Below are 26,237 nucleotides of genomic sequence, written 5' to 3'. Positions count from 1 at the left end.
ATTAACGACGCGTCAGCAGTACGCCCAACACCAGACCGACAGCGGCGCCAATGCCTACGCCTGTCCAGGGATTTTCGCGCACATAATCATCGGCGCGGGCGGCGGCGACGCGAGTCTGTTTGGCAATCACATCACCCGTTTCGCCCAGGCGGTAACGGCTCTCTTTCAGCGCGCGCTCGGCTTTGCTACGAATCTTACTCAACTCTTCTTTCGACTTTTCGCCCGAAGAGCTCAGCACTTCTTCAAGCGTATCAGTCAGGGATTTCAACTCAGCGCGCAGATGTTCCGTAGTGTTATCTTTCGACATAGTTTTCTCCAGGTGAGTGAGTATTTACATTTGGCGTTAATTTAGTAGTCTCTGGCCTCAAGTTTTTTTAGCTCATCCTGAGCCTCGGCCAGCTTACGTTCACGTTTGTCTATTTTATCCACATCGCCTTTTGCTTTTGCCTCGGCTAAATCACGTTGGCGTTCGGCTATCTCCTCTTTTTGCTCAGCGATCTTTTTCTGATGCTCGGCGCGTAGCTTGCTGTCAGTACAATTGGCGCGTACTTCGCTGAGCGCCTTGTTCAGACCCTCAATACGGCGCTGATTGTTGTGCTTTTCAGCGTAGCTAATTTCCTTTTGTATATCCTGCTCTTTTTCCTGACAAAGCGTATTAGCGTAGCTGCCGGCGCTAAGCGTAAAAAGCGTGATAGCCAAAGCGATGTGGTATTTCATTCCTGAACTTTCCCTTATGTTCGGACCCGTTGTCCGGGGCGGTAATCCCGATAATAACGCAGTGGGTTAAACACCGCTTTATTAATCATAGTCATTAAACAATGAAATCACCAAAGTGAGTGATATGATTCGGATTCCTGGAGATTAGCCAAAGCGGTGTGAGCTTTCCCGTAAGCGGGACAGCCACTGTACCGTTTCGTTGTCATCGTCCTGCTGAGCGACGACATAACCGTGTGGAAGCGTTTGATCAAGCACCGCTTTTGCTGCGGCGCTTTGCGCAGGGGAATCGAAGGTAATGAGCAGCATGTCATTTTTAGGCGTAATGCTTTTAAAATGAATGCCGTTCGCATCCAGATGATGCAGAACTGAAAAGCCGTCAGGCATACTGGCGCCGTGGTTAACCGCGCGAATGGCTAGCGTCGACTCTTGCTGACGCAGCGTTGACCACGCCACCATGAGTACGGTCAGCATCAGTAGAAAAGCGCTGATCCAAATGAGTTGTCGGGCAGTTATGCGTGTTTTAAGCATAAGTTATCCCCGGCTCCCATACTTCTTTTTCCACAGCATGACCAGCGAACCCGCCAGGCCAAAAAAGAGCAGCACCACGGGCAACAGCATCAGGCATGACATTAACTGATCTTCATATTTCATAAAGACGGGCGTTTTGCCCAGCAGATAGCCCAGCGACGTCAGGATAAGCACCCACAACAAGCCGCTTATCCAGTTGAAGAACTGAAAGCGCGCGTTATTCAGGCCGGATATGCCGGCAATAGTGGGCAGCAGTGTTCTGACAAACGCGATAAAACGGCCTATCAATAATGCCGACAGACCGTGTTTATGGAAAAGGTGGTGGGCACGTTGATGATAATGTGCGGGGAGATGAGAGAGCCAGTTTTGCACGGTGCGGGTATTCCCCAGCCAGCGGCCCTGAATATAGCTAACCCAGCAGCCCAGGCTGGCCGCGACGGTAAGCAGCAAAATGGTTTGTGGAAAACCCATTGCGCCTTTGGCGATCAGCACGCCGACCAGGATTAACAGGCTGTCGCCAGGTAAAAAGGCGGCAGGGAGCAGCCCATTTTCCAGGAACAAAATCATAAATAACACAAAATACAACATGCCAATCATGGAAGGATTGGCCAGAGTTTCAAAGTCCTGAGCCCACAGGGCATTCAGCAATTGAGTCAGTAGTTCCATTCAGTATTCCTGGAGAATCGGTTAACGTCACGCCGGTGATCTAAGCTTTGCACTACCGCAACAGAGTTGGAGTTTTTATCAGCGTTGCGGAAACGGCAAATTCGCGGCCTGAACTATTCCTTGTTAAGTTGTGAAGTAAGCAAGCACTAACACACAAAAATTCAAAATGCATCTAATTGTAACAAAGGTCAACGAAGTCCGTTAAAGAAATTACGCGTCGTTGAGCTTTGATTTTGCTTATCGCAAAGGAGGGTGGCGAGAGGATTTACACAGGCTGACACTTTATACTTTACGCTGACCAAGCGCCGCGGCAGACGCCATCTACACGCCTGCTGCGGTAAAAACGGTTATTTTGCGCCGCCAGAGACGGTATCAAGGTGTACAACCGGATTTTCGGCAAACAGATAGCGATCGGCATTAAATTCGAAATCATCGCTGGTTTCATTAAATAACATCTGTTTCGTGTTCTCCAGATGCTGCCACATCGCCACTTTGGCGGCGTGAGGATCTTTACGAATCAGCGCGCGCAGGATCTGGTCGTGATCGTCGCACCAGTTGTCAACCGTGCGCAAGTCAATGTGATCATGCAATTTTTTCCAGTAAGGGTTGTGTACGCGTTGTGTCCACATCTTATTGACAATGGCAGCCAACGCGGAGTTTTGCGTGGCTAACGCTACCTGAACATGGAATTGCAAATCCCATTCGGAGTCGCGAAAACATTTTTCATTACGCGCTTTTTCCTGGATTTCCATCAGCTTCATGATGTCTTGCTTTGTGACTTGCGTCGCGGCGAACTCGGCGATATTGCTCTCTATCAATTGTCGTGCCTGAAGCAGTTCGAAAGGGCCATAATTGGCGAATTCCAGCTTTTCATCCGGAACGATATAGTGTCTGGGCTGGTTGGAAATAACATGAATGCCGGAACCTTTACGGACTTCGACATATCCTTCCACCTCCAGCATGATGATCGCTTCACGAACCACGGTACGGCTGACGTTTTTTTCCTCGGCAATAAATCGTTCTGCGGGCAGTTTATCGCCAGGGTGGTAAAGACCCTGTTCAATACGCGCCTTCAGATCGGCGGCAAGCTGTTGATATAAACGTCGTGGTTCGGTGATTTCCATATGCGCTCCAGGCATGATACGGCAGATTCCATTTGTTATACCACTTTCGTAAAGGCGCCACCACTCGCAACCATACGAAAAAGCCATCGGACCTGGTGAATCGGATGCCTGTTTGAATCCTTTGCCACTTTTTTGCCGGGTGGGATAATTCCCACCGACTTGCTATATCAACAGGTTATCACGCTGTCGGGAATCAGCTTTGTGTTGCAGGAACATGTATCTGACTGGCGGTAGTTTCACTGGCGGGTTTATTTTGCAAAACCGTCCAGATAACTAACGCGCCGAGCAGATCGAACACCGCCAGTACAGCAAACAGCGGGCTAAAGCCGATAGTATCCGCCAGAGCGCCGACGACCAGGGCGAACAGGGTACTTGCCAGCCAGGCGGACATCCCGGTCAGGCCGTTCGCTGTCGCGACTTCATTACGCCCGAAAACGTCAGAGGAGAGCGTAATCAGCGCGCCGGAGAGCGCCTGGTGCGCAAAACCGCCGATACACAGTAACATAATGGCAATGTACGGACTGGTGAACAGGCCAATCATCCCTGGGCCTATCATCAGCAGAGCGCCAAGCGTGACGACCATCTTACGGGAAACAATCAGGTTTACGCCGAACCAACGCTGGAATAACGGCGGCAGATAACCGCCAATAACGCAGCCAAGATCGGCAAACAGCATCGGCATCTAGGCGAACATCGCAATTTCTTTCAGGTTAAAGCCATAGACTTTAAACATGAATAACGGAATCCACGCGTTAAAGGTTCCCCATGCCGGTTCAGCCAGAAAACGCGGCAGAGCGATGCCCCAGAACTGGCGGTTACGCAGAATTTGTAAGGCAGACATTTTTTTCGCATTGTCGGTCTGATGTTGCGCTTCCTGACCAGTAATAATGTAATCGCGCTCTTCATCGGTCAGCTTTTTCTGGTTGCGAGGATGCTTATAAAAGAGCAGCCATGACATCGCCCAGATGAAACTCAATACGCCGGAGATAATGAACGCCATCTGCCAACTGTGCATGACAATTGCCCAGACCACCAGCGGTGGCGCAATCATCGCGCCAATAGAGGAACCGACGTTAAAATAGCCCACGGCGATAGAACGTTCTTTCGCCGGAAACCACTCGGAGCTGGCTTTCAGGCCCGCAGGGATCATCGCCGCTTCCGCCGCGCCTACCGCCCCGCGCGCCAACGCCAGGCCACCCCAGCTTCCCGCCAGCGCGGTGGCGCCGCAGAATACGGCCCATGCGATAGCGAAGAAAGCGTAACCGATTTTTGTCCCCAGAATATCTAATACATAGCCTGCGACAGGCTGCATAACGGTATAGGCAGCAGAATAAGCAGCGATGATATAAGAATACTGTTGGGTGGAGATGTGTAACTCTTCCATCAGCGTCGGCGCTGCTGCCGCCACCGTGTTTCGCGTCAGGTAGCCCAGCACGGTACCCACCGTCACCAGTGCTATCATATACCAACGTAACCCTTTAATTTTACGCATCTAAAACCTCATCGTTTTGTCATTTCCGCAAGGAACACGGCCATCTTCCTGCTCGCGGCGGGGGATGTTCATTCAGGAAGGGGAATCGGAAAAAAATCCGGTACGCCCCGACTCTGCCATCAAACCACTGTGTTCATTCGGTTTCCGTACCGGTCAATTCGATGGTGACGCCATCGATAACTGCGCATTCCGTCGGCTTATATATCGCGCCGGCAGAAAGATAACTTGTCATACATCTTAAAAAGGTGAATGACATCACAAATGCGTGAATCTTAGTGTGGTCATTATTTGGTTTCAGCCATGCCAGTTCTGGCGCGCCTTTCCGGGAAGTTTATTTCTTTTACGGGGATTTATTTGTTGATGTTTATTGATCTATCTCATGAAAAGTTGTTCAGTATATGGAAATTGGTGTGATAACTTTGACGGCATCAAGACATAAGCAATCTGCTGCTCTTGTTGATGAGGATGATGACCATGACGCCGTTTATGACCGAAGATTTTTTACTGGATACTGAGTTTGCCCGCCGTCTGTACCATGATTATGCGAAAGACCAGCCGATTTTCGACTACCATTGCCACTTACCGCCGCAACAGGTTGCCGAAAATTACCGTTTTAAGAATCTGTATGACATCTGGCTGAAAGGCGATCATTACAAATGGCGCGCAATGCGTACCAACGGCGTGCCGGAGCGGTTGTGTACCGGCGATGCGTCCGATCGTGAGAAATTCAACGCCTGGGCCGCTACCGTTCCGCATACCATTGGCAACCCGTTATACCACTGGACGCATCTGGAGCTACGCCGTCCGTTTGGCATCACTGGTACATTGCTGTCTCCGGCTACTGCGGATGAGATCTGGGAGCAGTGTAACGCGCTGTTGGCGCAGGAGGCTTTCTCCGCGCGCGGTATCATGCGGCAGATGAATGTGAAAATGGCAGGTACGACCGACGATCCTGTCGATTCGCTGGAACACCACGCCGCGATCGCGAAAGATGACACTTTTGACATTAAAGTGTTGCCGAGCTGGCGTCCGGATAAGGCGTTCAACATTGAACTGGCAACCTTTAGTGATTACATGACCAAACTGGGCGAGGCGGCGGATACCGACATTTGTCGCTTTAGCGATCTGCAAACCGCGCTGACTAAACGTCTGGATTACTTTGCTGCGCATGGCTGTAAAGTCTCTGATCATGCGCTGGACGTGGTGCTGTTCGCTGAAGCCAGCGAGGCTGAACTGGACGGTATTCTGGCGCGTCGTCTGGCGGGAGAAACCCTTAGCGAGCACGACGTGGCGCAGTTTAAAACGGCAGTGCTGGTGTTCCTTGGCGCTGAATATGCGCGTCGCGGCTGGGTTCAGCAGTACCACATTGGCGCGCTGCGTAATAACAACCTGCGTCAGTTCACATTGCTGGGGCCGGACGTGGGCTTTGACTCCATTAATGACCGTCCGATAGCGGAAGCGTTATCTAAATTGCTCAGCAAGCAGAACGAACAGAATCTGCTGCCGAAAACTATTCTCTACTGCCTGAACCCGCGCGACAACGAAGTGATCGGCACCATGATCGGCAATTTCCAGGGCGAAGGGATGCCCGGCAAAATGCAGTTTGGTTCCGGCTGGTGGTTCAACGATCAGAAAGATGGCATGGAGCGTCAGATGACACAACTGGCGCAACTGGGCTTGCTGAGCCGCTTCGTCGGTATGCTGACCGATAGCCGCAGCTTCCTGTCTTACACCCGTCATGAGTATTTCCGCCGCATACTCTGCCAGATGATTGGTCGCTGGGTCGCCGCGGGCGAAGCGCCGGCTGATATCCAGTTACTGGGTGAGATGGTGAAAAATATTTGCTTTAACAATGCGCGTGATTATTTCGCCATTGAACTGAACTAAGGTCTGGGGTTGATATGCAATACATCAGGATCCACTCGCTGGATAACGTCGCGGTAGCGCTGGTCGATTTAGCGCAAGGTACGCCAGTAAGCGTCGATAGCCAAACTGTGACATTACGCCAGGATGTTGCGCGTGGACATAAATTTGCTTTACGTGACATAGCGATGGGTGAAAATGTCATTAAATATGGTCTGCCGATCGGCCATACGCTGGCGGATGTCGCAGTGGGAGAACATATTCATGCGCACAATACCCGCACCAATCTAAGCGATGTGGATGCGTACCGCTATCAACCTGATTTCCAGACGTCTCCGTCACAGCCTGCGGATCGGGAGGTTCAGATCTATCGTCGCGCTAGCGGTGACGTTGGCGTGCGTAATGAGCTGTGGATTTTGCCAACCGTAGGCTGCGTAAACGGTATTGCGCGCCAGATCCAGAAGCGCTTTTTACAAGAGAGTGACAACGCAGAAGGCACTGACGGCGTATTTCTTTTTAGCCACACTTACGGCTGCTCCCAGTTGGGCGATGACCACATTAATACCCGCACCATGCTGCAAAATATGGTTCGCCATCCGAATGCGGGCGCGGTGTTAGTGATTGGCCTGGGCTGTGAGAATAATCAGGTCGACGTGTTCCGCGACACGTTAGGCGAGTTTGACTCTGAGCGCGTGCATTTTATGGTTTGCCAGCATCAGGATGATGAAGTCGAGGCGGGCGTTGAACATCTTCATCAGCTTTATAGCGTAATGCGCCACGATAGACGCGTACCTGGCAAACTGAGCGAGCTGAAATTTGGCCTCGAGTGTGGCGGATCGGATGGGCTGTCAGGGATCACCGCCAACCCAATGCTGGGACGATTTTCCGATTATGTGATTGCCAACGGCGGCACCACAGTACTGACGGAAGTGCCGGAGATGTTCGGCGCAGAACGGTTGCTGATGAGCCACTGCCGTGATGAAGAGACATTTAGCAAATTGGTGACGATGGTGAATGACTTTAAGCGATACTTCATCGCCCATAACCAACCAATCTATGAAAACCCGTCGCCGGGCAACAAAGCAGGCGGTATTACCACGCTGGAAGATAAGTCGTTGGGCTGCACTCAAAAAGCGGGCTCCAGCCCGGTGGTGGATGTGCTGCGTTACGGAGAACGTCTGAAAAAAGCGGGTCTGAATCTGTTAAGCGCGCCGGGTAACGACGCCGTGGCAACCAGCGCGCTGGCAGGAGCGGGATGCCATATGGTGCTATTCAGTACCGGGCGAGGAACACCATACGGCGGATTTGTCCCCACGGTAAAAATCGCCACCAACAGCGAACTGGCGAGCAGAAAAAAACACTGGATTGATTTTAACGCCGGACAACTCATCCAGGGCAAAGCGATGCCGCAGCTCTTAAATGAGTTTGTCGATACCATCGTTAAGATTGCTAACGGCAAGCAGACCTGCAACGAGCGTAATGACTTCCGTGAGCTGGCGATCTTTAAGAGTGGTGTCACCTTATAAAAAGCGCCGGATGGCGACGCTAACGCGTCTTATCTGCGAACGTAGGCCGGGCAAGCGGATCTGCCGGATAGCACGCGCTATCCGGCATCAATAATAACTTAGCTGCGCAAGGCGTTATTCGCCAGACGTTCGTCCTCTGCCTGGCAGGCTGCCGCAGTGAACAGAACATCGGTAGACGAGTTCAGCGCCGTTTCACACGAATCCTGCAATACGCCGATAATAAAGCCGACCGCAACCACCTGCATCGCGATATCGTTCGGGATACCAAACATGTTGCACGCCAGCGGAATCAGTAACAATGAACCGCCTGCCACGCCGGAGGCGCCGCAAGCACACAGCGAGGCCACTACGCTCAACAGCAGCGCTGTGGGCAGATCCACCGGTACGCCTAACGTATGGACTGCCGCCAACGTCAGAACCGTAATGGTAATTGCCGCGCCGGCCATATTGATGGTGGCGCCCAGCGGAATGGAAACGGAGTAAGTATCCCTGTCCAGATTCAGTTTTTCGCACAACGCCATGTTCACCGGAATATTGGCGGCAGAGCTGCGGGTAAAGAAGGCATAAACGCCGCTTTCACGCAGGCATGCGAACACCAGCGGATAAGGGTTACGACGAATTTTCCAGAATACTAACAGCGGGTTGACCACCAACGCGACCAGAAGCATACAGCCAATCAAGACGACCAGCAGGTGCGCATAGCCCCACAGCGTGGAGAAACCGGTGGTTGCAAGCGTTGATGAAACCAGGCCAAAGATACCGACTGGCGCGAAACGGATCACCAGTTTCACCATAAAGGTCACGGCGTTGGACATATCGTTCACGAGGTTTTTGGTGGTCTCATTACCATGACGCAGGGCAAATCCCAGACCGACGGCCCACACCAGAATCCCAATATAGTTGGCGTTCAGCAGCGCGTCGATGGGGTTCGACACCATACTCAGCAGCAGGCCACGCAGGACTTCTACAATGCCGGATGGCGGCACGATATCCTGAGCGCTGCTGGACAGATGCAGCGTTGAAGGGAAGGCGAAGCTGAACACGACGGCCGCCAGCGCGGCTGAAAAGGTGCCTAGCAGATAAAGAAAGAGAATAGGGCGAATATTGGTTTTTTGACCGTGCTGGTGGTTGGCGATCGAGGCCATTACCAGCATCAGCACCAGAATGGGGGCGACCGCTTTTAAGGCGCCGACGAACAGGGTGCCAAGCAAGCCAACCGCTTCCGCCGCAGGCTTAGAAACCCATGCCAGTAAAATTCCCAGTACCAGACCCACTAAAATTTGTTTAACCAGACTGCCTTGCGCTAAACGCTGTAGTAGCCCTGATGCACGTTGCGTAGCCATTTCATGTTCCTTGTATTGTGTTGCTGTTCATCCCCTGCACGCTCTTACGGCGCATCTTTCAGGATGTAACAAAGTGTTTGCCTGGTTGAGTATAAGGAAAGTTGAAGGTTCGGGAAGCGAAATATCCTGGATTTTTTGCTGTGATCATGTTTTATAACTTTATATTAACAGTATTGTGACATGTTAAACAAAAACGCCCGGCAGGTGTGCGCCGCCGGGCGTTTTTTATGGGGCAGGTTACCCCGATAATAGCTTATTGCGCTCGCAGTTTCTTATCGCGCTGATGGTTAACCCAGGCGTTAATCACCAGCGTAACGGTCAGAATGCCAAACACTACGCCCAGCGAAATTGCGATAGGAATATGATAGAAGTCGACGATCAGCATCTTAATGCCGATAAAGACCAGAATGACCGCCAGACCATATTTCAGCATCGAGAAACGTTCCGCCACGCCGGATAGTAGGAAGTACATCGCGCGCAGGCCCAGGATAGCAAACAGGTTAGAGGTCAACACGATGAACGGGTCGGTGGTGACCGCAAAGATCGCCGGAATACTGTCAACGGCGAAGATTACATCGCTGAACTCAACCATAATCAGCACCAGCAGCAGCGGCGTGGCATACAGCAGGCCGTTTTTGCGTACGAAAAAGTGCTCGTTCTCGATCGTATCGGTCATGCGCAGATGCCCACGCAGCCAACGCACCATCGGTTTTTCGCCAATGCCGGATTCGTCTTCTTTCGCCAGCGCCATTTTTACGCCGGTAAACAGCAGGAAGGCGCCAAACACATACAGCAGCCATTCGAACTGGGTGATAAGCCAGGTACCGGCAAAAATCATGATAGTACGCAACACAATCGCGCCAAGAACCCCATACACCAGCACCCGGCGTTGCAGGGCCGGAGGGACGGAGAAATAGCTAAACAGCATCAGCCAGACAAAGACGTTATCCACGGCCAGCGACTTCTCAATCAGATAGCCGGTAAGGAACGCCAATGCCTGCGGGTCAGCAACTTCGCGCCCTTGCGTTTCAGCCAGATACCACCAGAAAGCGGCGTTAAACAGTAACGAGAGCGTTACCCACAGGATTGACCATCCCGCCGCTTGTTTCATCGACATAGCATGTGCGCCGCGGCGCCCCTGCAATAACAGGTCGATGGATAGCATTATCACCACAACAACCGCGAATCCACCCCATAATAATGGCGTACCGACAGTATTCATTATTTCTCCCCATGCAAAAAAAACGGCTAACGCCGAATAGCATTAGCCGCTGCTTTTATGCATAGACCTTGCCATTCGGCAAGGTCTCACTTACAACAATAAAGGAATACGCTGACGCATTCCTTTATGGCTGCCCGGTGACCGGATGTGGTGTTGCACACATCGTAATGACGATCGACCGACAATGAAGTTACTCCCCTTTGCGCGTAACAAAGTATGACAGGCCATGCGTAGAGTCAATGGCCTGTAACATAGGATTTACTTAATTTTACGCGGAAAGGGGATGGGTCAGACCGTCCGCCGGGAAGATAACCCCGGTTTGACGGCGTATTTCTGTCAGCCATTTTGCCGTGGCGCGACTTAGCGACAACCCCGAATGTTCCACGGCGTGGTTCTCAATAAGATGGGCAAACGCCTCGGCCTCATACAGCATAGTATTAATATGCTGAGGCTGGGTCAGATCCTGCATCAGCGCGCCGCGCGGCGCAAAACACACTTTCTGGCATTCCGACAGCTTTTCAATCACCAGCGATCCCGCCTCGCCCTGAATTTCACTGGCCAGTACCGAGTCGCTGACTTTGGAATGCTGTAGCGTGACGCTAAAATCGCCGTAATCCATGACCACGACACCGTGCGCATCTACCCCGCTTTCCAATAAACTCGCCGACGCCTGAACGCTGCGCGGCTCGCCCCATAGCGCGATCGCCGACGCCAGACAGTAATACCCGATATCCATAATCGAACCATTGGCGAAGGCCGGATTAAACGTATTCGGATTTTCACCGTTCAGATAGCGCTGATAACGTGAAGAGTACTGGCAGTAATTTAGGAATGCTTTATGCATTCTGCCGATTTTCGGCAACGATTCCCGCAGCAGCAGGAAATTGGGCAGGCAGGCGGTTTTAAAGGCTTCAAACAGTACCCGCTGGTTATCGCGCGCGCAGGCGATAGCGGCATCAACCTCCGCCAGGTTAGAGGCCAGCGGCTTTTCGCACATGACATGTTTTTTATGCTGCAAAAAGCGCTGCGTCTGGGAGAAATGCAGGGAATTCGGGCTGGCGATATAAACTGCCTCTATCGCGTCGCTTTGCGCCATCGCTTCCAGCGAGGTAAACAGATGCTCGACGGGATAATCATTTGCGAAAGACTGCGCCTGTTCAAGACTACGGGAGTAAACGGCGGCGAGCCTGAATTTGCCGGTTTCATGGGCGGCGTCGACAAACTGACGCGTGATCCAGTTAGTACCAATTACAGCGAAACGTATCATAAACGTCAGCGGACTCCAGAAAGGGATTTTCGTCAATGTAGCACGCCTTTCCGCCCTTGCCAGTGCGCTGCGACGCACTCTGGCATTTTACTGGCGAGAAGGGCACCAGTGTGCGCTATCGGCCCCAATAGTTACGCCAGCGCCTGATGCGTCAGCCACAGGCGAGTATCAAACTCCAGTTGATGGTACTGCGGTTCCATATGGCAGCAGAGCTGATAAAACGCTTTGCTATGCTCTTTCTCTTTCAGGTGCGCCAGTTCGTGAATCACAATCATCCGTAAGAATGGCTCCGGGGCGTTGCGAAACACGGTGGCGATGCGGATCTCCGCCTTTGCCTTGAGCTTGCCGCCCTGAACGCGCGAGACGGCGGTATGCAGTCCCAGCGCATTTTTCAGCACATGGATCTTGCTGTCATACATCACTTTATTGATGGGCGGCGCGTTGCGCAGAAACTGACTTTTCAGCTCCTGAGTATAGTGATATAGCGCTTTGTCAGTGGCGTAATCATGTGCGCCGGGATAACGTTTTTCCAGCACCGCTCCCAGGCGCTGCTCGGCGATTAAGGTGCGCACCTGGGCAAGGAGATGTTCCGGATACCCCTGAAGGTAAGTTAGTGAGGTCATCAAAGCTCCATGTTGCTGATAAAAAGTGTATACTCACGCACCCTTTTCAGGGATAACGCCGCAATTTTACCATTCAGGAGGCCCAATGAGCCACGTAGACGACGGTTTCCGTTCACTGACGCTGAAACGTTTTCCGCAAACGGATGATGTTAACCCGCTTCTGGCGTGGGAGGCGGCCGATGAATATCTGCTGCAACAACTGGATGAGACGGAAATTCGCGGCCCGGTGCTGATCCTGAATGATACGTTTGGCGCGCTAAGCTGCGCGCTGGCGGAGCATTCGCCATACAGTATTGGCGATTCGTATTTAAGCGAACTGGGTACGCGAGAGAATTTACGCCATAACGGCATCGCGGAGTCCAGCGTAACGTTTCTCGATAGTACCGCTGACTACCCGCAGGCGCCAGGCGTTGTATTGATTAAGGTACCGAAAACACTGGCGTTGCTGGAACAGCAGTTACGCGCTTTGCGTAAGGTGGTTACGGCGCACACGCGTATTATCGCTGGCGCGAAAGCGCGTGATATTCATACCTCTACGCTGGAACTGTTTGAAAAAGTGCTGGGTCCAACCACAACGACGCTGGCGTGGAAGAAAGCGCGTCTGATTAACTGTACCTTCAGCAATCCGCAACTGGCCGCTGCGCCGCAAACGCTAAGCTGGAAACTGGAAGATACTGGCTGGACGATTCACAACCACGCGAATGTATTTTCTCGTACCGGATTGGATATCGGCGCACGCTTCTTTATGCAGCATCTGCCGGAAAACCTCGACGGGGAGATTGTCGATCTCGGCTGCGGCAACGGGGTGATTGGCCTGAGCTTACTGGCGAAAAATCCGCAGGCGAACGTGGTATTTGTCGATGAATCGCCGATGGCGGTAGATTCCAGCCGTTTGAATGTAGAAACGAACCTGCCGGAAGCGTTCGAACGCTGCGAATTTATGATCAACAACGCGCTCTCCGGCGTGGAGCCGTTCCGTTTTAACGCCGTTTTCTGTAACCCGCCGTTCCACCAGAAACATGCGCTGACCGATAATATTGCCTGGGAGATGTTCCATCATGCCCGCCGCTGCCTGAAAATCAACGGCGAACTGTATATTGTGGCGAACCGCCATCTGGACTATTTCCACAAGTTGAAGAAGATTTTCGGTAATTGCGCGACGATAGCAACCAACAATAAATTTGTCATTCTGAAAGCGGTGAAGCAGGGACGCCGTCGATAAGGCGCTCAAGCGTCTTATCCGGTCTACAACCGGTATGACGGCGTAGGCCCGGTAAGCGTAAGCGCCATCGGGCAAAAGTCGTTAAATCTCCAGCGCCAGTCGGGTGCCCTGGGCAATCGCCCGCCGGGCATCCAGCTCCATCGCTACATCGCATCCGCCAATAAGATGTACCGTTTTACCTGCGGCGCGTAACGGTTCCGCCAGCTCGCGGCGGGGTTCCTGTCCGGCGCAGATCACCACATGATCCACTTCCAGCAACTGCGGTTCGCCGCCGATCAAGAGATGTAATCCGTCGTCGTCGATCTTCTGGTAACTGACCGCCGGGATCATTTTCACGCCGCGCGCCAGTAACGTCGCGCGATGGAGCCAGCCGGTCGTTTTGCCTAATCCTTCTCCGGGCTTACCGGCTTTGCGTTGCAGCATGACGATTTGCCGTGGACTACGTGTCAGGCGCGGGCCTTCCGGGCGCAGACCGCCGGCCTGTAGCAGGCTGGTATCAATTCCCCATTCAGTACAAAATTCAGCAATATTTTGGCTGGTGGATTCGCCGTGCTGGCTCAGATACATGGCCGTGTCAAAACCGATCCCGCCGCAGCCGATGATCGCCACTCGCTTACCAACCGGCGCTTTATCGCGCAATACCTCCAGGTAGGTCAATGTCTTCGGATGATCGATACCGTCTATCGGCGGGCGACGCGGTACTATTCCGCAGGCGAGGATCGCTTCGTCAAACGGCTGAAGATCTTCTGCGTTCACCCGTTGGTTCAGTTTCAGCGTAACGCCAGTAACATCGATCATTCGACGGTAGTAGCGCAGCGTTTCGTAAAACTCCTCTTTACCGGGGATCTGCCTGGCGATAGTAAACTGACCGCCAATTTCACTATGGGCGTCAAATAGCGTGACATGATGACCGCGCGACGCGGCGTTAATCGCGAAAGCCAGCCCCGCCGGGCCTGCGCCGACAACGGCCAGGTTCTTTTTGCGTATGACCGGCGTTATCGGCATTTGGGTTTCGTGACAGGCGCGCGGGTTAACCAGACAGGAGGTCACTTTGCCGATGAAGATCCGATCCAGACAGGCCTGATTACAGCCGATACAGGTGTTTATCTCATCTGCGCGTCCGGATTGCGCTTTAGCCAGGAATTCGGCATCGGCAAGGAAGGGACGCGCCATCGACACCATATCGGCGTCACCGCGCGCCAGAATCGCCTCGGCGACCTGCGGATCGTTAATGCGATTGGTCGCGATCAGCGGAACCGACACATGACCTTTGAGTTTACGCGTCACCCAGCTAAAAGCGCCGCGCGGTACTGGCGTGGCGATGGTCGGAATTCGCGCCTCATGCCAGCCGATGCCGGTATTAATAAGGGTTGCGCCTGCGGCTTCAATGGCTTGCGCCAGTTGTACCGTTTCGTCGAACGTGCCGCCATTTTCCACCAGATCGAGCATCGACAGGCGATAGATAATAATAAAGTCGTTCCCTACTCGCTGGCGTACCGCGCGTACTACCTCAACCGCGAAGCGCATACGGTTGGCATACTCACCGCCCCATTCGTCATCGCGATGGTTAGTCCGCCGCGTGAGAAATTCATTAATCAGATAGCCCTCTGATCCCATCACCTCTACGCCGTCGTAGCCCGCTTCCCGCGCCAGTTGCGCGCAATGCGCGAAGTCGTCGATTAACTGCAATATTTCATCATGCGTCAGTTCATGCGGCGTAAAGCGGTTGATTGGCGCCTGAATTGCCGACGGCGCGACCAGGTGTGGCTGATAGCTGTAACGCCCGGTATGTAAAATTTGTAGTGCGATTTTACCACCTTCCGCATGTACGGCATCGGTCACTACGCGATGATGCGCTAATTGACTGCCATCGTTCAGCATCGCGCCGCCGGTCATGACTACCCCGGAGGGGACGGGCGCAATACCGCCGGTGACGATTAACGCTACGCCGTGTCGCGCGCGCTCGGCATAAAATGCCGCCAGGCGCTCTGCGCCATCAGGATGTTCTTCCAGACCCGTGTGCATCGATCCCATCAGCACGCGGTTTCTGAGAGTAGTAAAGCCCAGATCGAGCGGGGCGAACAGCGATGGGTAGCTCATAAGCATATCCAGTATGTAAAATTATTGTTATGTGGTCGGATGAGTTACTACTGTAGCCGTCACGAGGTAAAAGGGAAAAGGGGAATGTGGTGATTGTGATGGGATTCAAAAAAGAGGCTGCAACCCGGGGAAAACAGGCCGGATAAGCACAGTGTTATCCGGCATCGGTTTTAAACCTCTTCAACGCTCACCTGCATCGCCGCCAGCGCATTACGCGCTGATTTCAATACCTGTTCGCACAGTTCAATAGTTAGCGTGAGCGGTGGTTCGATACGAATTGTTTTCGCATTATTCAGCGTACCGGCGACCAGCACGCGTTGACGGAACATCTCACTGGCAAAACGGTAGCCCGTTTCGTTATCGACAAATTCAATGGCCATCAACATGCCTTTGCCGCGCGCATCATGCACCAGATTGGGATACTCACGCGCAAGTTGTCGAAAACCATCCAGGAGCGTATCGCCTTTTTGTTCCGCCTAGGCCGGGAGGCTTTGCTCCAGCAGGACGTTAATGGTCGCCAGCGCGGCAGCACAAGCCAGCGGATTACCGCCAAAGGTGGTGGTATGCAGGAAAGGGTTGTCAAACAGAACCGAAAACACTTCTTCAGTAGCGATGGTAGCACCAATCGGCATCACGCCGCCGCCCAGGGCTTTCGCCAGACACAGAATATCAGGCTGCACATTTTCGTGCTCGCAGGCAAACATCTTGCCGGTACGCCCCATGCCGGTTTGTACTTCATCCAGAATCATCAGCGCGCCGAATTCATCGCAGAGTTTACGTACTTCTGTCAGGTATCCCTGCGGCGGCAGGATCACGCCGCCTTCACCCTGAATAGGCTCCAGAATCACGGCTGCTATCTCGTCACCTGTTTTTTTGCCTTCGCTAAATGCCATGCGCATAGCGTCGATATTGCCAAACGGCACATGGCGGAAGCCCGGCAATAAAGGCATAAAGGGTCTGCGGAAGGCGGATTTGGCCGTGGCGGAGAGCGCGCCCAGGGATTTGCCGTGGAATGCGCCGCTGGTGGCGATGAAGGTAAACCTGCCGCGCGGCGACTGATACGCTTTTGCCAGTTTTAACGCCGCTTCGACGGATTCGGTGCCGCTGTTGCAGAAAAAGCTGTACTTGAGTTTCCCCGGGGTCAGCGCCGCCAGCGTTTTTGCCAGCATCGCCCGCAAGGGGTCAAGTAACTCCTGGCTGTGGAGGGGTTGTTTTGCGAGTTGATTCTGGACGGCGGATACCACAACAGGATTACGGTGCCCCACGTTAAAGATACCAAACCCTCCAAGACAGTCGATAAACTCCTGCCCCTGGGTGTTGACAAGCGTATTTAAACTGCCCGCTTGCCACTCTACGGCTCCGTAATCCCCGCCGGCGGTAACAGATTTCCGGTATTCCAGAAATCCAGGATTTACATGCTCTTTAAAGTAGTCAATGACCTCTCGATTTAGTGCTTTCATTTCCTCATGGTTTAGCGTTCGCTTCTCAATGAGATTCAGTGCGTGCGCGCTACAGGCCAAAGCCGATGCGCTGGAAGGTAACCTGTTCAAAATGAGCTCCAGAGGGCCGTGTATCACATGATACTGAATTAAGTATTGCAGGGATTAGCGCGTGCCAAAGTCCATAGTGAAAATCAGGATAAACACCAGGAATAATCACTTTTCAACAACATTTAATATCATTAATTAACAATTGGATGCATTTTGTGCAGATCTTGTTTTACGGTTTACGCTTTGTTGCGTTAGCGGCGGCGTTAAAAAAAGGTGAGCCAGGACAGATTTTAAAGAAAAAGATTGCCCACGCTAAACAATTTCATAATGAAAATAATGCGCAGGATGACGTAAAAATCGTACAAATATTAAGGATTAATTGCAAATTGCGATCCAGGTCAATTTTAACAACTAAAGATAAATAGATTAGCGCCGAAATAACATTTGAGAGAAAAATTAACATACAGATAACCTGCACAGGACGCTATCATGTCTTCTCATCCCTACGTCAGCCAGCGAAATACTCCGCTGGATGATGATACCACTTTGATGTCTACGACCGACCTGGAAAGCTATATCACTCACGCCAATGACACCTTTGTCCAGGTGAGCGGCTATCAGTTAAACGAGTTGCTGGCGCAGCCACATAATCTGGTGCGCCATCCGGATATGCCAAAAGCTGCCTTCGCAGATATGTGGTACACCCTAAAACAGGGAGAACCGTGGAGCGGCATTGTGAAAAACCGACGTAAAAACGGCGACCATTATTGGGTACGGGCCAACGCGGTACCGATGATACGTGAAGGGCGTATGACGGGATATATGTCGATTCGTACCCGCGCCACGGATGAGGAGATTGCCGCCGTCGAGCCTTTATATCAGGCGCTGAATGAAGGGCGGTGTAATAAACGTATTCATAAAGGACTGGTGGTTCGTCAGGGCTTGCTGGGCAAACTGCCCGCTATGCCTGTTCGCTGGCGAGTACGTAGCATTATGGGGCTAATGGCAGTGATGCTGGCGTTGGCGATGTTCTATACGGATGCGTCATGGCAGGCGTTGCTGATAGGCGAGTTGGCAATACTGGCAGGTACGGCGCTGTTTGAATGGCAAATTGTGCGTCCCATTGAAAATGTGGCGACGCAGGCGCTGAAAGTGGCGACCGGTGAACGCAACAGCGTACAACATCTTAATCGTAGCGATGAGCTGGGGCTGACGCTGAGGGCAGTGGGGCAGCTTGGCTTGATGTGCCGCTGGCTGATTAATGATGTGTCAAGTCAGGTCTCCAGCGTCAGAAACGGCAGTGAAAGGCTGGCGAAGGGTAACGATGATCTGAATAAGCACACCCGTCAGACCGTGGAGAATGTTCAGGAAACGGTAACGACCATGAACCAGATGGCGGAGTCTGTGAAGCTCAATTCCGAGACGGCTTCCGCTGCGGATAAGCTTTCCATGGCGGCCAGTAGCGCGGCGACTCAGGGAGGCGAGGCGATGGCTACAGTCATTAAAACGATGGATGATATCGCTAACAGTACGCAACGTATCGGGACGATCACCACGCTAATTAACGATATCGCTTTTCAGACGAACATCCTGGCGCTGAATGCCGCGGTAGAAGCGGCGAGAGCGGGCGAGCAGGGGAAAGGGTTTGCAGTGGTTGCTGGCGAGGTGCGCCATCTTGCCAGCCGCAGCGCTAACGCGGCGAACGATATTCGTAAATTAATTGATGCCAGCGCAACAAAGGTGCAGTCAGGCTCCGGGCAGGTTCACGCCGCAGGTCGTACTATGGATGACATTGTAGCCCAGGTGCAAAATGTCACCCAGCTTATTGCCCGCATCAGTCAGTCGACGCTGGAACAGACAGATGGACTCTCCAGCCTGACCCGCGCAGTGGATGAGTTGAACCGCATAACCCAGAAAAATGCGGAGCTGGTGGAAGAGAGCGCACAAGTGTCGGCAATGGTAAAACACCGTGCCAGCCGGCTGGAGGATGCGGTCACGGTGCTGCATTAAGTTTATTTGCAGGTGACAGCCGTACTGACGTCCGCCCGGCAGCAACAGGCCTACCGGGCGGATGCGCTCTGATAGAGGAAGGTTTCTGCCGTCATAGAGAGTACCAGTCACATATACCGTTAAAAATCATGTAAATAAATTTTAATATAACTGTTATTTTTTCTCTTCTGTCTACCTATTTATAGGTGCCAGCTTGGTTAATTAATTAGAAATGGTTAACCTTTTAGCATATTTCTTTCATTATGAGTGTCAATTCATATCACTATTGGCTCATTTTTCTGTAATCGATAAAATTTATTTACTAATAATGTTCCGAAATAAAAAACGATCAATATCATAAAGTTAGTAACATTTTTGCCGATAAACCTTCCTGTATGAGGATATGCAATCCCAGGGAGAAAATATGTTTTTGCATAACATTAAAATACGTTCGAAATTATTTATTGCCTTTGGTTTATTCATTGTACTCATGGTAGTGAGTTCCGCTCTGTCTTTGTTTAGCCTTGATCGGGCTAATACAGGTATGCAGAACATTATTACCAATGATTATCCCACCACGGTGAAAGCCAATCTGTTAATCGATAATTTTAATGATTTCATCATCGCGCAGCAGCTCATGCTACTGGATGAGGAGGGGCGCTGGAGCCAGAGTTCGCAGAAAGAGCTGGATGAGATAAGCCAGCGTATTACGGCGCTACTGGATGAGCTTTCCAGCAATCGTCACGATGCGGCTTCGCAGAAAATCATTACCGAGATCCGTGAAGCGCGCCAGCAATACCTGGAGTCCCGATTCCGTATTTTGCAAGATATTCAAAGCCATAATCGTCAGGCGGCCATTCAGGAGATGATGACCAGAACGGTGCAGGTGCAAAAGGTCTATAAGGATAAAGTTCAGGAGCTTATCGCCGTTCAGGATGCGCAGATGCACAACGCGGGCGTGCAGGTCGAAGGAGATTTTAAAACTAACAGGACGCTGTTAATTACCCTGGCGCTGATAAGCATCGCCGCCGGATGCGTAATGGGATGGTATATCGTACGTTCCATTACCCGACCGCTTGATGAAGCGGTACGCTTTGCCGAGGCGATTGCCGATGGCGATCTGACTCGCCATATCACCACCGACTATAAAGATGAAACGGGCGTGCTACTGCAAGCGTTGATGGCGATGAAAACGCGTCTGTTGGATATCGTACAGGAAGTGCAAAACGGTTCGGAAAGTATCTCCACGGCGGCGGCGCAAATTGTCGCCGGTAACCAGGATTTGGCGGCGCGTACGGAAGAGCAGGCCAGCTCAGTTGAAGAAACGGCGGCGTCGATGGAACAGATTACCGCCACGGTTAAAAATACGGCTGATCATACCAGTGAAGCGACCAAACTCTCTGCCGGCGCCGCCAGCGTGGTGAAAAACAACGGTGAGATGATGAATCAAGTGACGCAGAAAATGCGCGTCATTAACGATACGGCAAATCGTATGTCGGATATCATCAATATCATTGATTCCATTGCCTTTCAGACCAATATTCTGGCACTGAACGCGGCGGTTGAAGCGGCGCGCGCGGGCGAACATGGGCGCGGTTTTGCCGTTGTCGCGGGGGAGGTTCGCCAGTTGGCGCAAAAGAGCGCCTCGTCGGCCAGTGAAATCCGTAATTTGATTGAAGATTCAACCAGTCAGACCCAGGAAGGTATGCAACTGGTGGAGAAAGCCAGCGCCCTGATTAATGGCATGGTGGACAACGTCGAAGAGATGGATGTGATATTACGTGAGATTGGGCAGGCCAGCCGCGAGCAAACTGACGGTATTTCGCAGATTAACAGCGCGATTGGCCTGATTGACGCCGCCACGCAACAAAACTCCTGCCTTGTGGAGGAGTCTGTTGCCGCCGCGGCGTCGCTGAACGAACAGGCGTTACATTTAAAAGAGCTGGTTAACGTGTTCCGCGTCCGGGAAGAGGACGCGCAGCCTGCTTAATCCAGTTCGGCGATCTCCAGCGCCGCGCGATCAATCACGCCGATAATGCGTTTGATTTGCGCGTCGTTGATATCGCTGTGGTTTATCCGCAGATCCAGCACGGCCTTGAAGTTATCCAGCGCCCGCTTCATCTGCGGATTTTTACGTAACTCCATGCCGACGCAACGGGCTTTTAGCCGCGTCTGAATATGCGTCAGATGTTCGCGATTTTCATCAAGCCATTGCTCGCCCTTCGCGGTAATCGCGATTTTTTTCCGCCCGCCTTCTTCGTCGCTAATAGTGATAAATTGCTGGTCCTGTAAAAAATCCAGCGTAGGGTAGATCACGCCGGCGCTTGGCGTATAGCCGCCCCCCGTCAGGTTTTCTATCGCTTTAATCAGTTCATAGCCGTGGCTGGCGTCCCGGGTCAGGATATCAAGGATGACCAGCCGAAGTTCGCCGTGGCCAAAAAATCTCTGACGCCGGCCGCCGCCCCGTTCATGACGGCCGCAGCCGTGTCCGTGACGGTGTTCGCCGCCGCAACTGGCGTTCTCATGCTGATGCGCGCTATGGCAGCCTTCATGCTGATGTTCCCGATCTTTACAGCAGCCATCGTGCTTATGCTCCCGGTTTTTGCAGCACCCTTCATGTTGATTTTGCATCATTGCCTCCTGCTTATTTAGATATATCTAATTTATATCTAAGTGTTGGCTTTTAGCAAGGCTAAGATTGTTTTTTATTATAATTTATTAATTTATAACGATTTATTTTTTAAGTGGTGAGTAACGAAGCGCAGCAAGAACACTATCAAAAAACAGTTGCATTTTTCATGATTAACAATCATTATCATTTAAAACTTTAATTTAGATATATCGTATTATTTTACGAAGGCAAAAAATGACGACATCATCTGTACGCTATCCACAGCGTGTTCGTAATGAATTGCGTTTTCGCGAGCTGACCGTTCTGCGGGTAGAACGTATTAGCGCAGGATTTCAGCGGATCGTACTTGGCGGCGAGGCGCTGGAGGGTTTTACATCCCAGGGCTTTGACGATCACACGAAAGTCTTTTTTCCTGAGCCAGGCAGCCACTTTACGCCCCCGACAGTCACTGAGGAAGGCATTATCTGGGGGGAGGGTGTTCGTCCGACCTCCAGGGATTACACGCCGCTGTATGATGAGGCACGTCGCGAGCTGGCGCTGGATTTCTTTATCCACGATGGCGGCGTAGCCAGCCGTTGGGCAATGGAAGCGCGTGAAGGCGATATACTGACGATTGGCGGGCCGCGCGGGTCGCTGGTGGTGCCGGAAGACTATGGCTGTCAGGTTTATGTCTGCGATGAGTCCGGTATGCCCGCGCTGCGTCGTCGTCTGGAATCGCTTAGCCGTCTGCCTGCACGTCCCGCAGTAACCGCGCTGGTGAGCATTCAGGATGCGGCATATCGCGATTATCTCGCCCATTTGGCGGACATGACTGTGGAGTATGTTGTTGGCGGCGATGAACAGGCAATACAAACGCGCCTGTCGCAGCTGATAATACCAGAATCAGACTATTTCATCTGGATTACTGGCGAAGGCAAGACGGTGAAACGTTTAAGTCAGCGCTTTGAAATTGGGTTTGATCCACACCTGGTACGTGCGGCAGCCTATTGGCATCGTAAGTAACTGTAGAGGCGTTAACCCCCGGTCTCTCATCCCGCAGATGGACGTAGCATGAACCAGGCAAGTTGGCATTCGCGCGCGAAAATTTGCTTTAACGCTCGAATCTCATGTTTCCTGGCCTTAGCTTTTCGACATCCGTCTGGCAACTCTCTGAGAATGAAAAGACAAATAGCAACAAAAGCGGATGCGGGGATGAGAGAACTATTTGTCAGAAGGCTAAGCCAATCATATGGCAATAGAGTATTTACCGCCATTTTATCGTCACTTTGAGATTGAGAAATAAAAAAGCCACTCTTTCGAGTGGCTTTTTTATATGATTTTAAAGCTAAAATTTGGTGGCCCCTGCTGGACTTGAACCAGCGACCAAGCGATTATGAGTCGCCTGCTCTAACCACTGAGCTAAGGGGCCGTGGCGGTGGATTATAATGTAACTTTACGCAGCAATCCAGCCATAACCGTGCGGGTGCTGTTTTTATAAACAATGTATTTTCAAACCGTTATACTTAAAGAACATTGTATTGCTCAGGAGTGATAATGGTTAAGGACATACTGGCGCCAGGGCTACGGGTGGTTTTTTGCGGCATCAATCCGGGGCTCTCCTCGGCGAATACCGGCTTCCCGTTTGCTCATCCTGCGAATCGTTTCTGGAAGGTTATTCATTTGGCTGGTTTTACCGATCGACAGTTGAAACCGGAGGAGGCGGAAAAATTACTGGATTTTCGCTGCGGGGTAACGAAATTAGTCGACCGACCGACTGTTCAGGCGACAGAAGTGAAGTTGCATGAGTTACGTAGCGGCGGGCGAAGCCTGATTGAAAAGATAGAGGATTACCAGCCTGCGGCGCTGGCGGTGCTTGGTAAACAGGCTTTTGAACAGGGATTCAGCCAGCGCGGTATCGCCTGGGGTAAACAAAATATCGCCATTGGCGCGACGATGGTGTGGGTATTGCCGAATCCCAGCGGTTTAAACCGTATTAAAACGGAAAAACTGGTCGAAGCTTATCGTGAGCTGGATCAGGCGCTCATTATGCGTGGGCTATAACAATGTTGAATGAGGACGCGAATACTCGCACTTTGTAAAAATTTTGTAGGCCAAATAGGGCGCTTGCGCGTGACCTGATAAAAAACGCCAGCTCGCGGTGTAATGCCAGCCAGTTAAGCAACTGACTGGTCCTTTTTCGGGGCTGTGGGGTATTTCCAGGGCCTCTCTTTTACCACCCTCGGGAAGGCTCTTTCCCTTCTTGTCGGTAACTTCAGCTTTCCAGGTCAGGCATCAGTTCCGGGATGCGGCCCGACGATGGCTGTCCAGACGATTTACTATCTGATGAAGGGGGGAAGCGCCATACCGACAATGCACCAGACCATCATTTCCAGCGACAGGCGACGTTTGCGCAGGGAGTCGTAACGTGATACCAGATCAAAAGCCTGTCCAATGTGCATAAAAAAATCCGGAAACGGGTGAGCATCTCCGGATTCTTACATAGCCACTGGATCGGTAAACCGATCCTTAACTGATCGGCATTACACCTCGCGGTGGTGTTTATACGTGTACGGCGAATTAATCGTCGAGGAAGCTGCGCAGCACTTCAGAACGGCTCGGATGGCGCAGCTTACGCAGCGCTTTTGCTTCGATCTGACGGATACGCTCGCGAGTAACATCAAACTGTTTACCCACTTCTTCCAGCGTATGGTCGGTGTTCATATCAATACCGAAACGCATACGCAGCACTTTCGCTTCACGGGCGGTCAGGCCAGCCAGCACATCGTGGGTGGCGGCACGCAGGCTCTCGGTGGTGGCAGAGTCCAGCGGCAGCTCAAGGGTGGTATCCTCGATGAAGTCCCCCAGATGCGAATCTTCATCGTCGCCGATCGGCGTTTCCATGGAGATCGGCTCTTTGGCGATTTTCAGCACCTTACGAATTTTATCTTCCGGCATCAGCATCCGTTCAGCCAGCTCTTCCGGCGTTGGCTCGCGGCCCATCTCTTGCAGCATCTGCCGGGAAATACGGTTGAGTTTGTTGATGGTCTCAATCATATGCACCGGAATGCGGATAGTGCGCGCCTGATCTGCGATAGAGCGGGTGATCGCCTGACGAATCCACCAGGTAGCGTAGGTGGAGAACTTGTAGCCGCGGCGGTATTCAAATTTATCGACTGCTTTCATCAGACCGATGTTGCCTTCCTGAATCAGATCGAGGAATTGCAGACCGCGGTTGGTATATTTCTTGGCGATAGAGATAACCAGACGCAAGTTCGCTTCAACCATCTCTTTCTTCGCACGACGGGCTTTCGCTTCCCCGATGGACATGCGACGGTTGATGTCCTTCACCTGTTCGATGGTCAGGCCGGTCTCTTCTTCAATCTGCCGCAGTTTTTGCAGACAGCGTTGCACTTCTTCCGCGACATCGTGCAGTTTTTCCGACCACGGTTTGTTCATCGCGATGGCGGCGTTGAACCAGGTTTCGCTGGTTTCGTTGCCGGTGAACAACGTGATAAAGTTTTTCTTCGGCATTTTGCACTGCTCGACGCAGAGCTTCATGATCAGACGTTCCTGCGTACGAACGCGATCCATCATCACGCGCATACTGTTGACCAGGTAGTCGAATTGCTTCGGTACCAGACGGAACTGTTTGAACACTTCAGACAGCTTCAGAATCTCTTCCTGCGCGGCGGCATGACTGCGGCCTTTCGCTTTGATGGTGTCGCGCGTGACGACGTATTGCGCGCGTAGCTCTGCGAATTTTTCGCGTGCCAGTTCAGGGTCAATGCTGTTGTCGTCATCGGCGGCATCATCGTCGCCGTCTTCTTCATCTTCGTCTTCGTCATCATCCAGGTCTTCCTGGGAGAGCTCAGAGCCGACGTGAGTTGCGGTCGGCGCCATATCTTCTTCCGCGTTCGGATCGACAAAGCCGGTGATAAGATCGGACAGACGGGCCTCTTCAGCCTCAACGCGATCGTACTGTTCCAGCAGATAGGTAATGGCTTCCGGGTATTCGGCAACGGAGCATTGAACCTGGTTGATCCCGTCTTCGATACGTTTAGCGATGTCGATTTCGCCTTCCCGGGTCAACAGTTCAACAGTGCCCATTTCACGCATATACATGCGTACCGGGTCAGTCGTACGACCGATTTCAGACTCAACACTGGACAGAACTTGTGCAGCAGCTTCTTCCGCATCTTCATCGGTGCTGGTGGTATTTTCAGCCAGCAGCAGATCATCGGCATCAGGCGCTTCTTCCATCACCTGAATACCCATGTCGTTGATCATTTGGATGATATCTTCAATTTGATCTGAATCGACGATATCTTCCGGCAGATGGTCATTGACCTCGGCATAGGTCAGATAGCCTTGCTCCTTACCACGGGTGACAAGAAGTTTCAGCTGTGACTGCGGGTTTTGCTCCATAAGACGGTATCCACACTTATTCGTTTGAT

General features: G+C 52.0%; 20 protein-coding genes, 1 tRNA gene and 3 pseudogenes. 7 read left to right on the top strand and 17 right to left on the bottom strand.

What is annotated here, in order from left to right:
* Position 1 precedes the first annotated feature (1 nt).
* The 6 genes and pseudogenes from ACE15A_RS20885 to ACE15A_RS20860 form a co-directional block, all read right to left on the bottom strand.
* Positions 2 to 307 (bottom strand): YqjD family protein, encoded by a 306-nt coding sequence (locus ACE15A_RS20885; protein WP_000031219.1) that lies wholly within the window; start codon positions 305 to 307, stop codon positions 2 to 4.
* A gap of 41 nt (positions 308 to 348) precedes the next feature.
* Positions 349 to 717, bottom strand: a complete 369-nt coding sequence (locus ACE15A_RS20880) for a DUF1090 domain-containing protein (RefSeq protein WP_023246600.1) — start codon at positions 715 to 717, stop codon at positions 349 to 351.
* Between the two features lie 144 nt (positions 718 to 861).
* Positions 862 to 1,245 (bottom strand): EnvZ/OmpR regulon moderator MzrA, encoded by a 384-nt coding sequence (gene mzrA / locus ACE15A_RS20875; RefSeq protein ID WP_053508244.1) that lies wholly within the window; start codon positions 1,243 to 1,245, stop codon positions 862 to 864.
* Positions 1,246 to 1,248: 3 nt separating this feature from the next.
* Positions 1,249 to 1,911: a DedA family general envelope maintenance protein YqjA gene (yqjA, locus tag ACE15A_RS20870; protein ID WP_023246598.1), complete on the bottom strand. Its 663-nt coding sequence runs from the start codon at positions 1,909 to 1,911 to the stop codon at positions 1,249 to 1,251.
* A 347-nt stretch (positions 1,912 to 2,258) separates the two neighbouring features.
* The gene (exuR, locus tag ACE15A_RS20865; protein ID WP_380911885.1) at positions 2,259 to 3,035 is read right to left on the bottom strand and encodes a transcriptional regulator ExuR; all 777 of its coding nucleotides are present in this window, start codon (positions 3,033 to 3,035) and stop codon (positions 2,259 to 2,261) included.
* Between the two features lie 193 nt (positions 3,036 to 3,228).
* A pseudogene (locus ACE15A_RS20860) lies at positions 3,229 to 4,527 on the bottom strand (MFS transporter).
* A gap of 474 nt (positions 4,528 to 5,001) precedes the next feature.
* Here ACE15A_RS20860 and uxaC point away from each other — a divergent pair.
* Together uxaC and ACE15A_RS20850 are read left to right on the top strand one after the other, a co-directional pair.
* Positions 5,002 to 6,414 carry a glucuronate isomerase gene (gene uxaC / locus ACE15A_RS20855; protein ID WP_053508243.1) on the top strand — a complete coding sequence of 471 codons (1,413 nt, stop codon included), beginning with the start codon at positions 5,002 to 5,004 and terminating at the stop codon, positions 6,412 to 6,414.
* A 14-nt stretch (positions 6,415 to 6,428) separates the two neighbouring features.
* The gene (locus ACE15A_RS20850) at positions 6,429 to 7,916 is read left to right on the top strand and encodes a UxaA family hydrolase (RefSeq protein WP_023246593.1); all 1,488 of its coding nucleotides are present in this window, start codon (positions 6,429 to 6,431) and stop codon (positions 7,914 to 7,916) included.
* A gap of 98 nt (positions 7,917 to 8,014) precedes the next feature.
* Here the strand turns inward: ACE15A_RS20850 and sstT are convergent, their stop codons facing one another.
* The 4 genes from sstT to ACE15A_RS20830 all read right to left on the bottom strand — a co-directional run bounded on the left by sstT (position 8,015) and on the right by ACE15A_RS20830 (position 12,371).
* Complete coding sequence (gene sstT, locus ACE15A_RS20845) at positions 8,015 to 9,259, bottom strand: serine/threonine transporter SstT (RefSeq protein WP_023246592.1); 1,245 nt, start codon at positions 9,257 to 9,259, stop codon at positions 8,015 to 8,017.
* A gap of 253 nt (positions 9,260 to 9,512) precedes the next feature.
* Positions 9,513 to 10,481, bottom strand: coding sequence for a TerC family protein (locus ACE15A_RS20840; protein WP_001098835.1), 969 nt, complete (start codon positions 10,479 to 10,481; stop codon positions 9,513 to 9,515).
* A 268-nt stretch (positions 10,482 to 10,749) separates the two neighbouring features.
* Complete coding sequence (locus ACE15A_RS20835) at positions 10,750 to 11,748, bottom strand: Gfo/Idh/MocA family protein (RefSeq protein WP_023246591.1); 999 nt, start codon at positions 11,746 to 11,748, stop codon at positions 10,750 to 10,752.
* Between the two features lie 131 nt (positions 11,749 to 11,879).
* Positions 11,880 to 12,371 carry a M48 family metallopeptidase gene (locus tag ACE15A_RS20830; RefSeq protein WP_023246590.1) on the bottom strand — a complete coding sequence of 164 codons (492 nt, stop codon included), beginning with the start codon at positions 12,369 to 12,371 and terminating at the stop codon, positions 11,880 to 11,882.
* A gap of 85 nt (positions 12,372 to 12,456) precedes the next feature.
* Between ACE15A_RS20830 and rlmG the strand changes: the two genes are divergently transcribed.
* Entirely contained in the window at positions 12,457 to 13,593 is a 1,137-nt protein-coding gene (gene rlmG, locus ACE15A_RS20825) for a 23S rRNA (guanine(1835)-N(2))-methyltransferase RlmG (RefSeq protein ID WP_023246589.1), read from the top strand.
* Between the two features lie 81 nt (positions 13,594 to 13,674).
* On the opposite strand, the gene ACE15A_RS20820 is transcribed toward rlmG, so the two are convergent.
* Positions 13,675 to 15,693: an FAD-dependent oxidoreductase gene (locus ACE15A_RS20820; protein ID WP_053508241.1), complete on the bottom strand. Its 2,019-nt coding sequence runs from the start codon at positions 15,691 to 15,693 to the stop codon at positions 13,675 to 13,677.
* A 170-nt stretch (positions 15,694 to 15,863) separates the two neighbouring features.
* Positions 15,864 to 17,243, bottom strand: a pseudogene (gene ygjG, locus ACE15A_RS20815) (putrescine aminotransferase).
* 429 nt (positions 17,244 to 17,672) lie between these two features.
* On the opposite strand from ygjG, the gene ACE15A_RS20810 reads away from it, so the two are divergent.
* Complete coding sequence (locus ACE15A_RS20810; protein ID WP_023246585.1) at positions 17,673 to 19,193, top strand: PAS domain-containing methyl-accepting chemotaxis protein; 1,521 nt, start codon at positions 17,673 to 17,675, stop codon at positions 19,191 to 19,193.
* Positions 19,194 to 19,596: 403 nt separating this feature from the next.
* Entirely contained in the window at positions 19,597 to 21,162 is a 1,566-nt protein-coding gene (locus ACE15A_RS20805) for a methyl-accepting chemotaxis protein (RefSeq protein WP_023246584.1), read from the top strand.
* On the opposite strand, the gene ACE15A_RS20800 is transcribed toward ACE15A_RS20805, so the two are convergent.
* Positions 21,159 to 21,806 carry a PadR family transcriptional regulator gene (locus tag ACE15A_RS20800; protein ID WP_088733696.1) on the bottom strand — a complete coding sequence of 216 codons (648 nt, stop codon included), beginning with the start codon at positions 21,804 to 21,806 and terminating at the stop codon, positions 21,159 to 21,161. The two genes, ACE15A_RS20805 and ACE15A_RS20800, sit on opposite strands and share 4 nt — an antisense overlap.
* A 232-nt stretch (positions 21,807 to 22,038) precedes the next feature.
* On the opposite strand from ACE15A_RS20800, the gene ACE15A_RS20795 reads away from it, so the two are divergent.
* Positions 22,039 to 22,806 carry a siderophore-interacting protein gene (locus ACE15A_RS20795; protein WP_023246582.1) on the top strand — a complete coding sequence of 256 codons (768 nt, stop codon included), beginning with the start codon at positions 22,039 to 22,041 and terminating at the stop codon, positions 22,804 to 22,806.
* A gap of 330 nt (positions 22,807 to 23,136) precedes the next feature.
* Here the strand turns inward: ACE15A_RS20795 and ACE15A_RS20790 are convergent.
* Positions 23,137 to 23,212: transfer RNA gene (locus ACE15A_RS20790), tRNA-Ile, on the bottom strand.
* Between the two features lie 125 nt (positions 23,213 to 23,337).
* Between ACE15A_RS20790 and mug the strand changes: the two genes are divergently transcribed.
* A complete protein-coding gene (mug, locus tag ACE15A_RS20785; protein ID WP_053508234.1) occupies positions 23,338 to 23,844 on the top strand; it encodes a G/U mismatch-specific DNA glycosylase in 507 nt (168 codons plus the stop codon).
* Positions 23,845 to 23,957: 113 nt separating this feature from the next.
* Here the strand turns inward: mug and ACE15A_RS20780 are convergent.
* The 3 genes and pseudogenes from ACE15A_RS20780 to rpoD form a co-directional block, all read right to left on the bottom strand.
* Positions 23,958 to 24,100 (bottom strand): annotated as a pseudogene (locus tag ACE15A_RS20780) (IS4 family transposase); the annotation flags it as partial.
* A gap of 19 nt (positions 24,101 to 24,119) precedes the next feature.
* Entirely contained in the window at positions 24,120 to 24,242 is a 123-nt protein-coding gene (locus ACE15A_RS20775) for a transposase domain-containing protein (protein WP_023248593.1), read from the bottom strand.
* Between the two features lie 118 nt (positions 24,243 to 24,360).
* Positions 24,361 to 26,208 (bottom strand): RNA polymerase sigma factor RpoD, encoded by a 1,848-nt coding sequence (gene rpoD, locus ACE15A_RS20770; protein ID WP_023248592.1) that lies wholly within the window; start codon positions 26,206 to 26,208, stop codon positions 24,361 to 24,363.
* Positions 26,209 to 26,237: the final 29 nt, after the last annotated feature.

The sequence above is a fragment of the Salmonella sp. HY31 genome, assembly GCF_042604575.1.
Taxonomy (GTDB): domain Bacteria; phylum Pseudomonadota; class Gammaproteobacteria; order Enterobacterales; family Enterobacteriaceae; genus Salmonella; species Salmonella diarizonae.
This window is presented reverse-complemented; position numbering and strand designations above follow the sequence as displayed.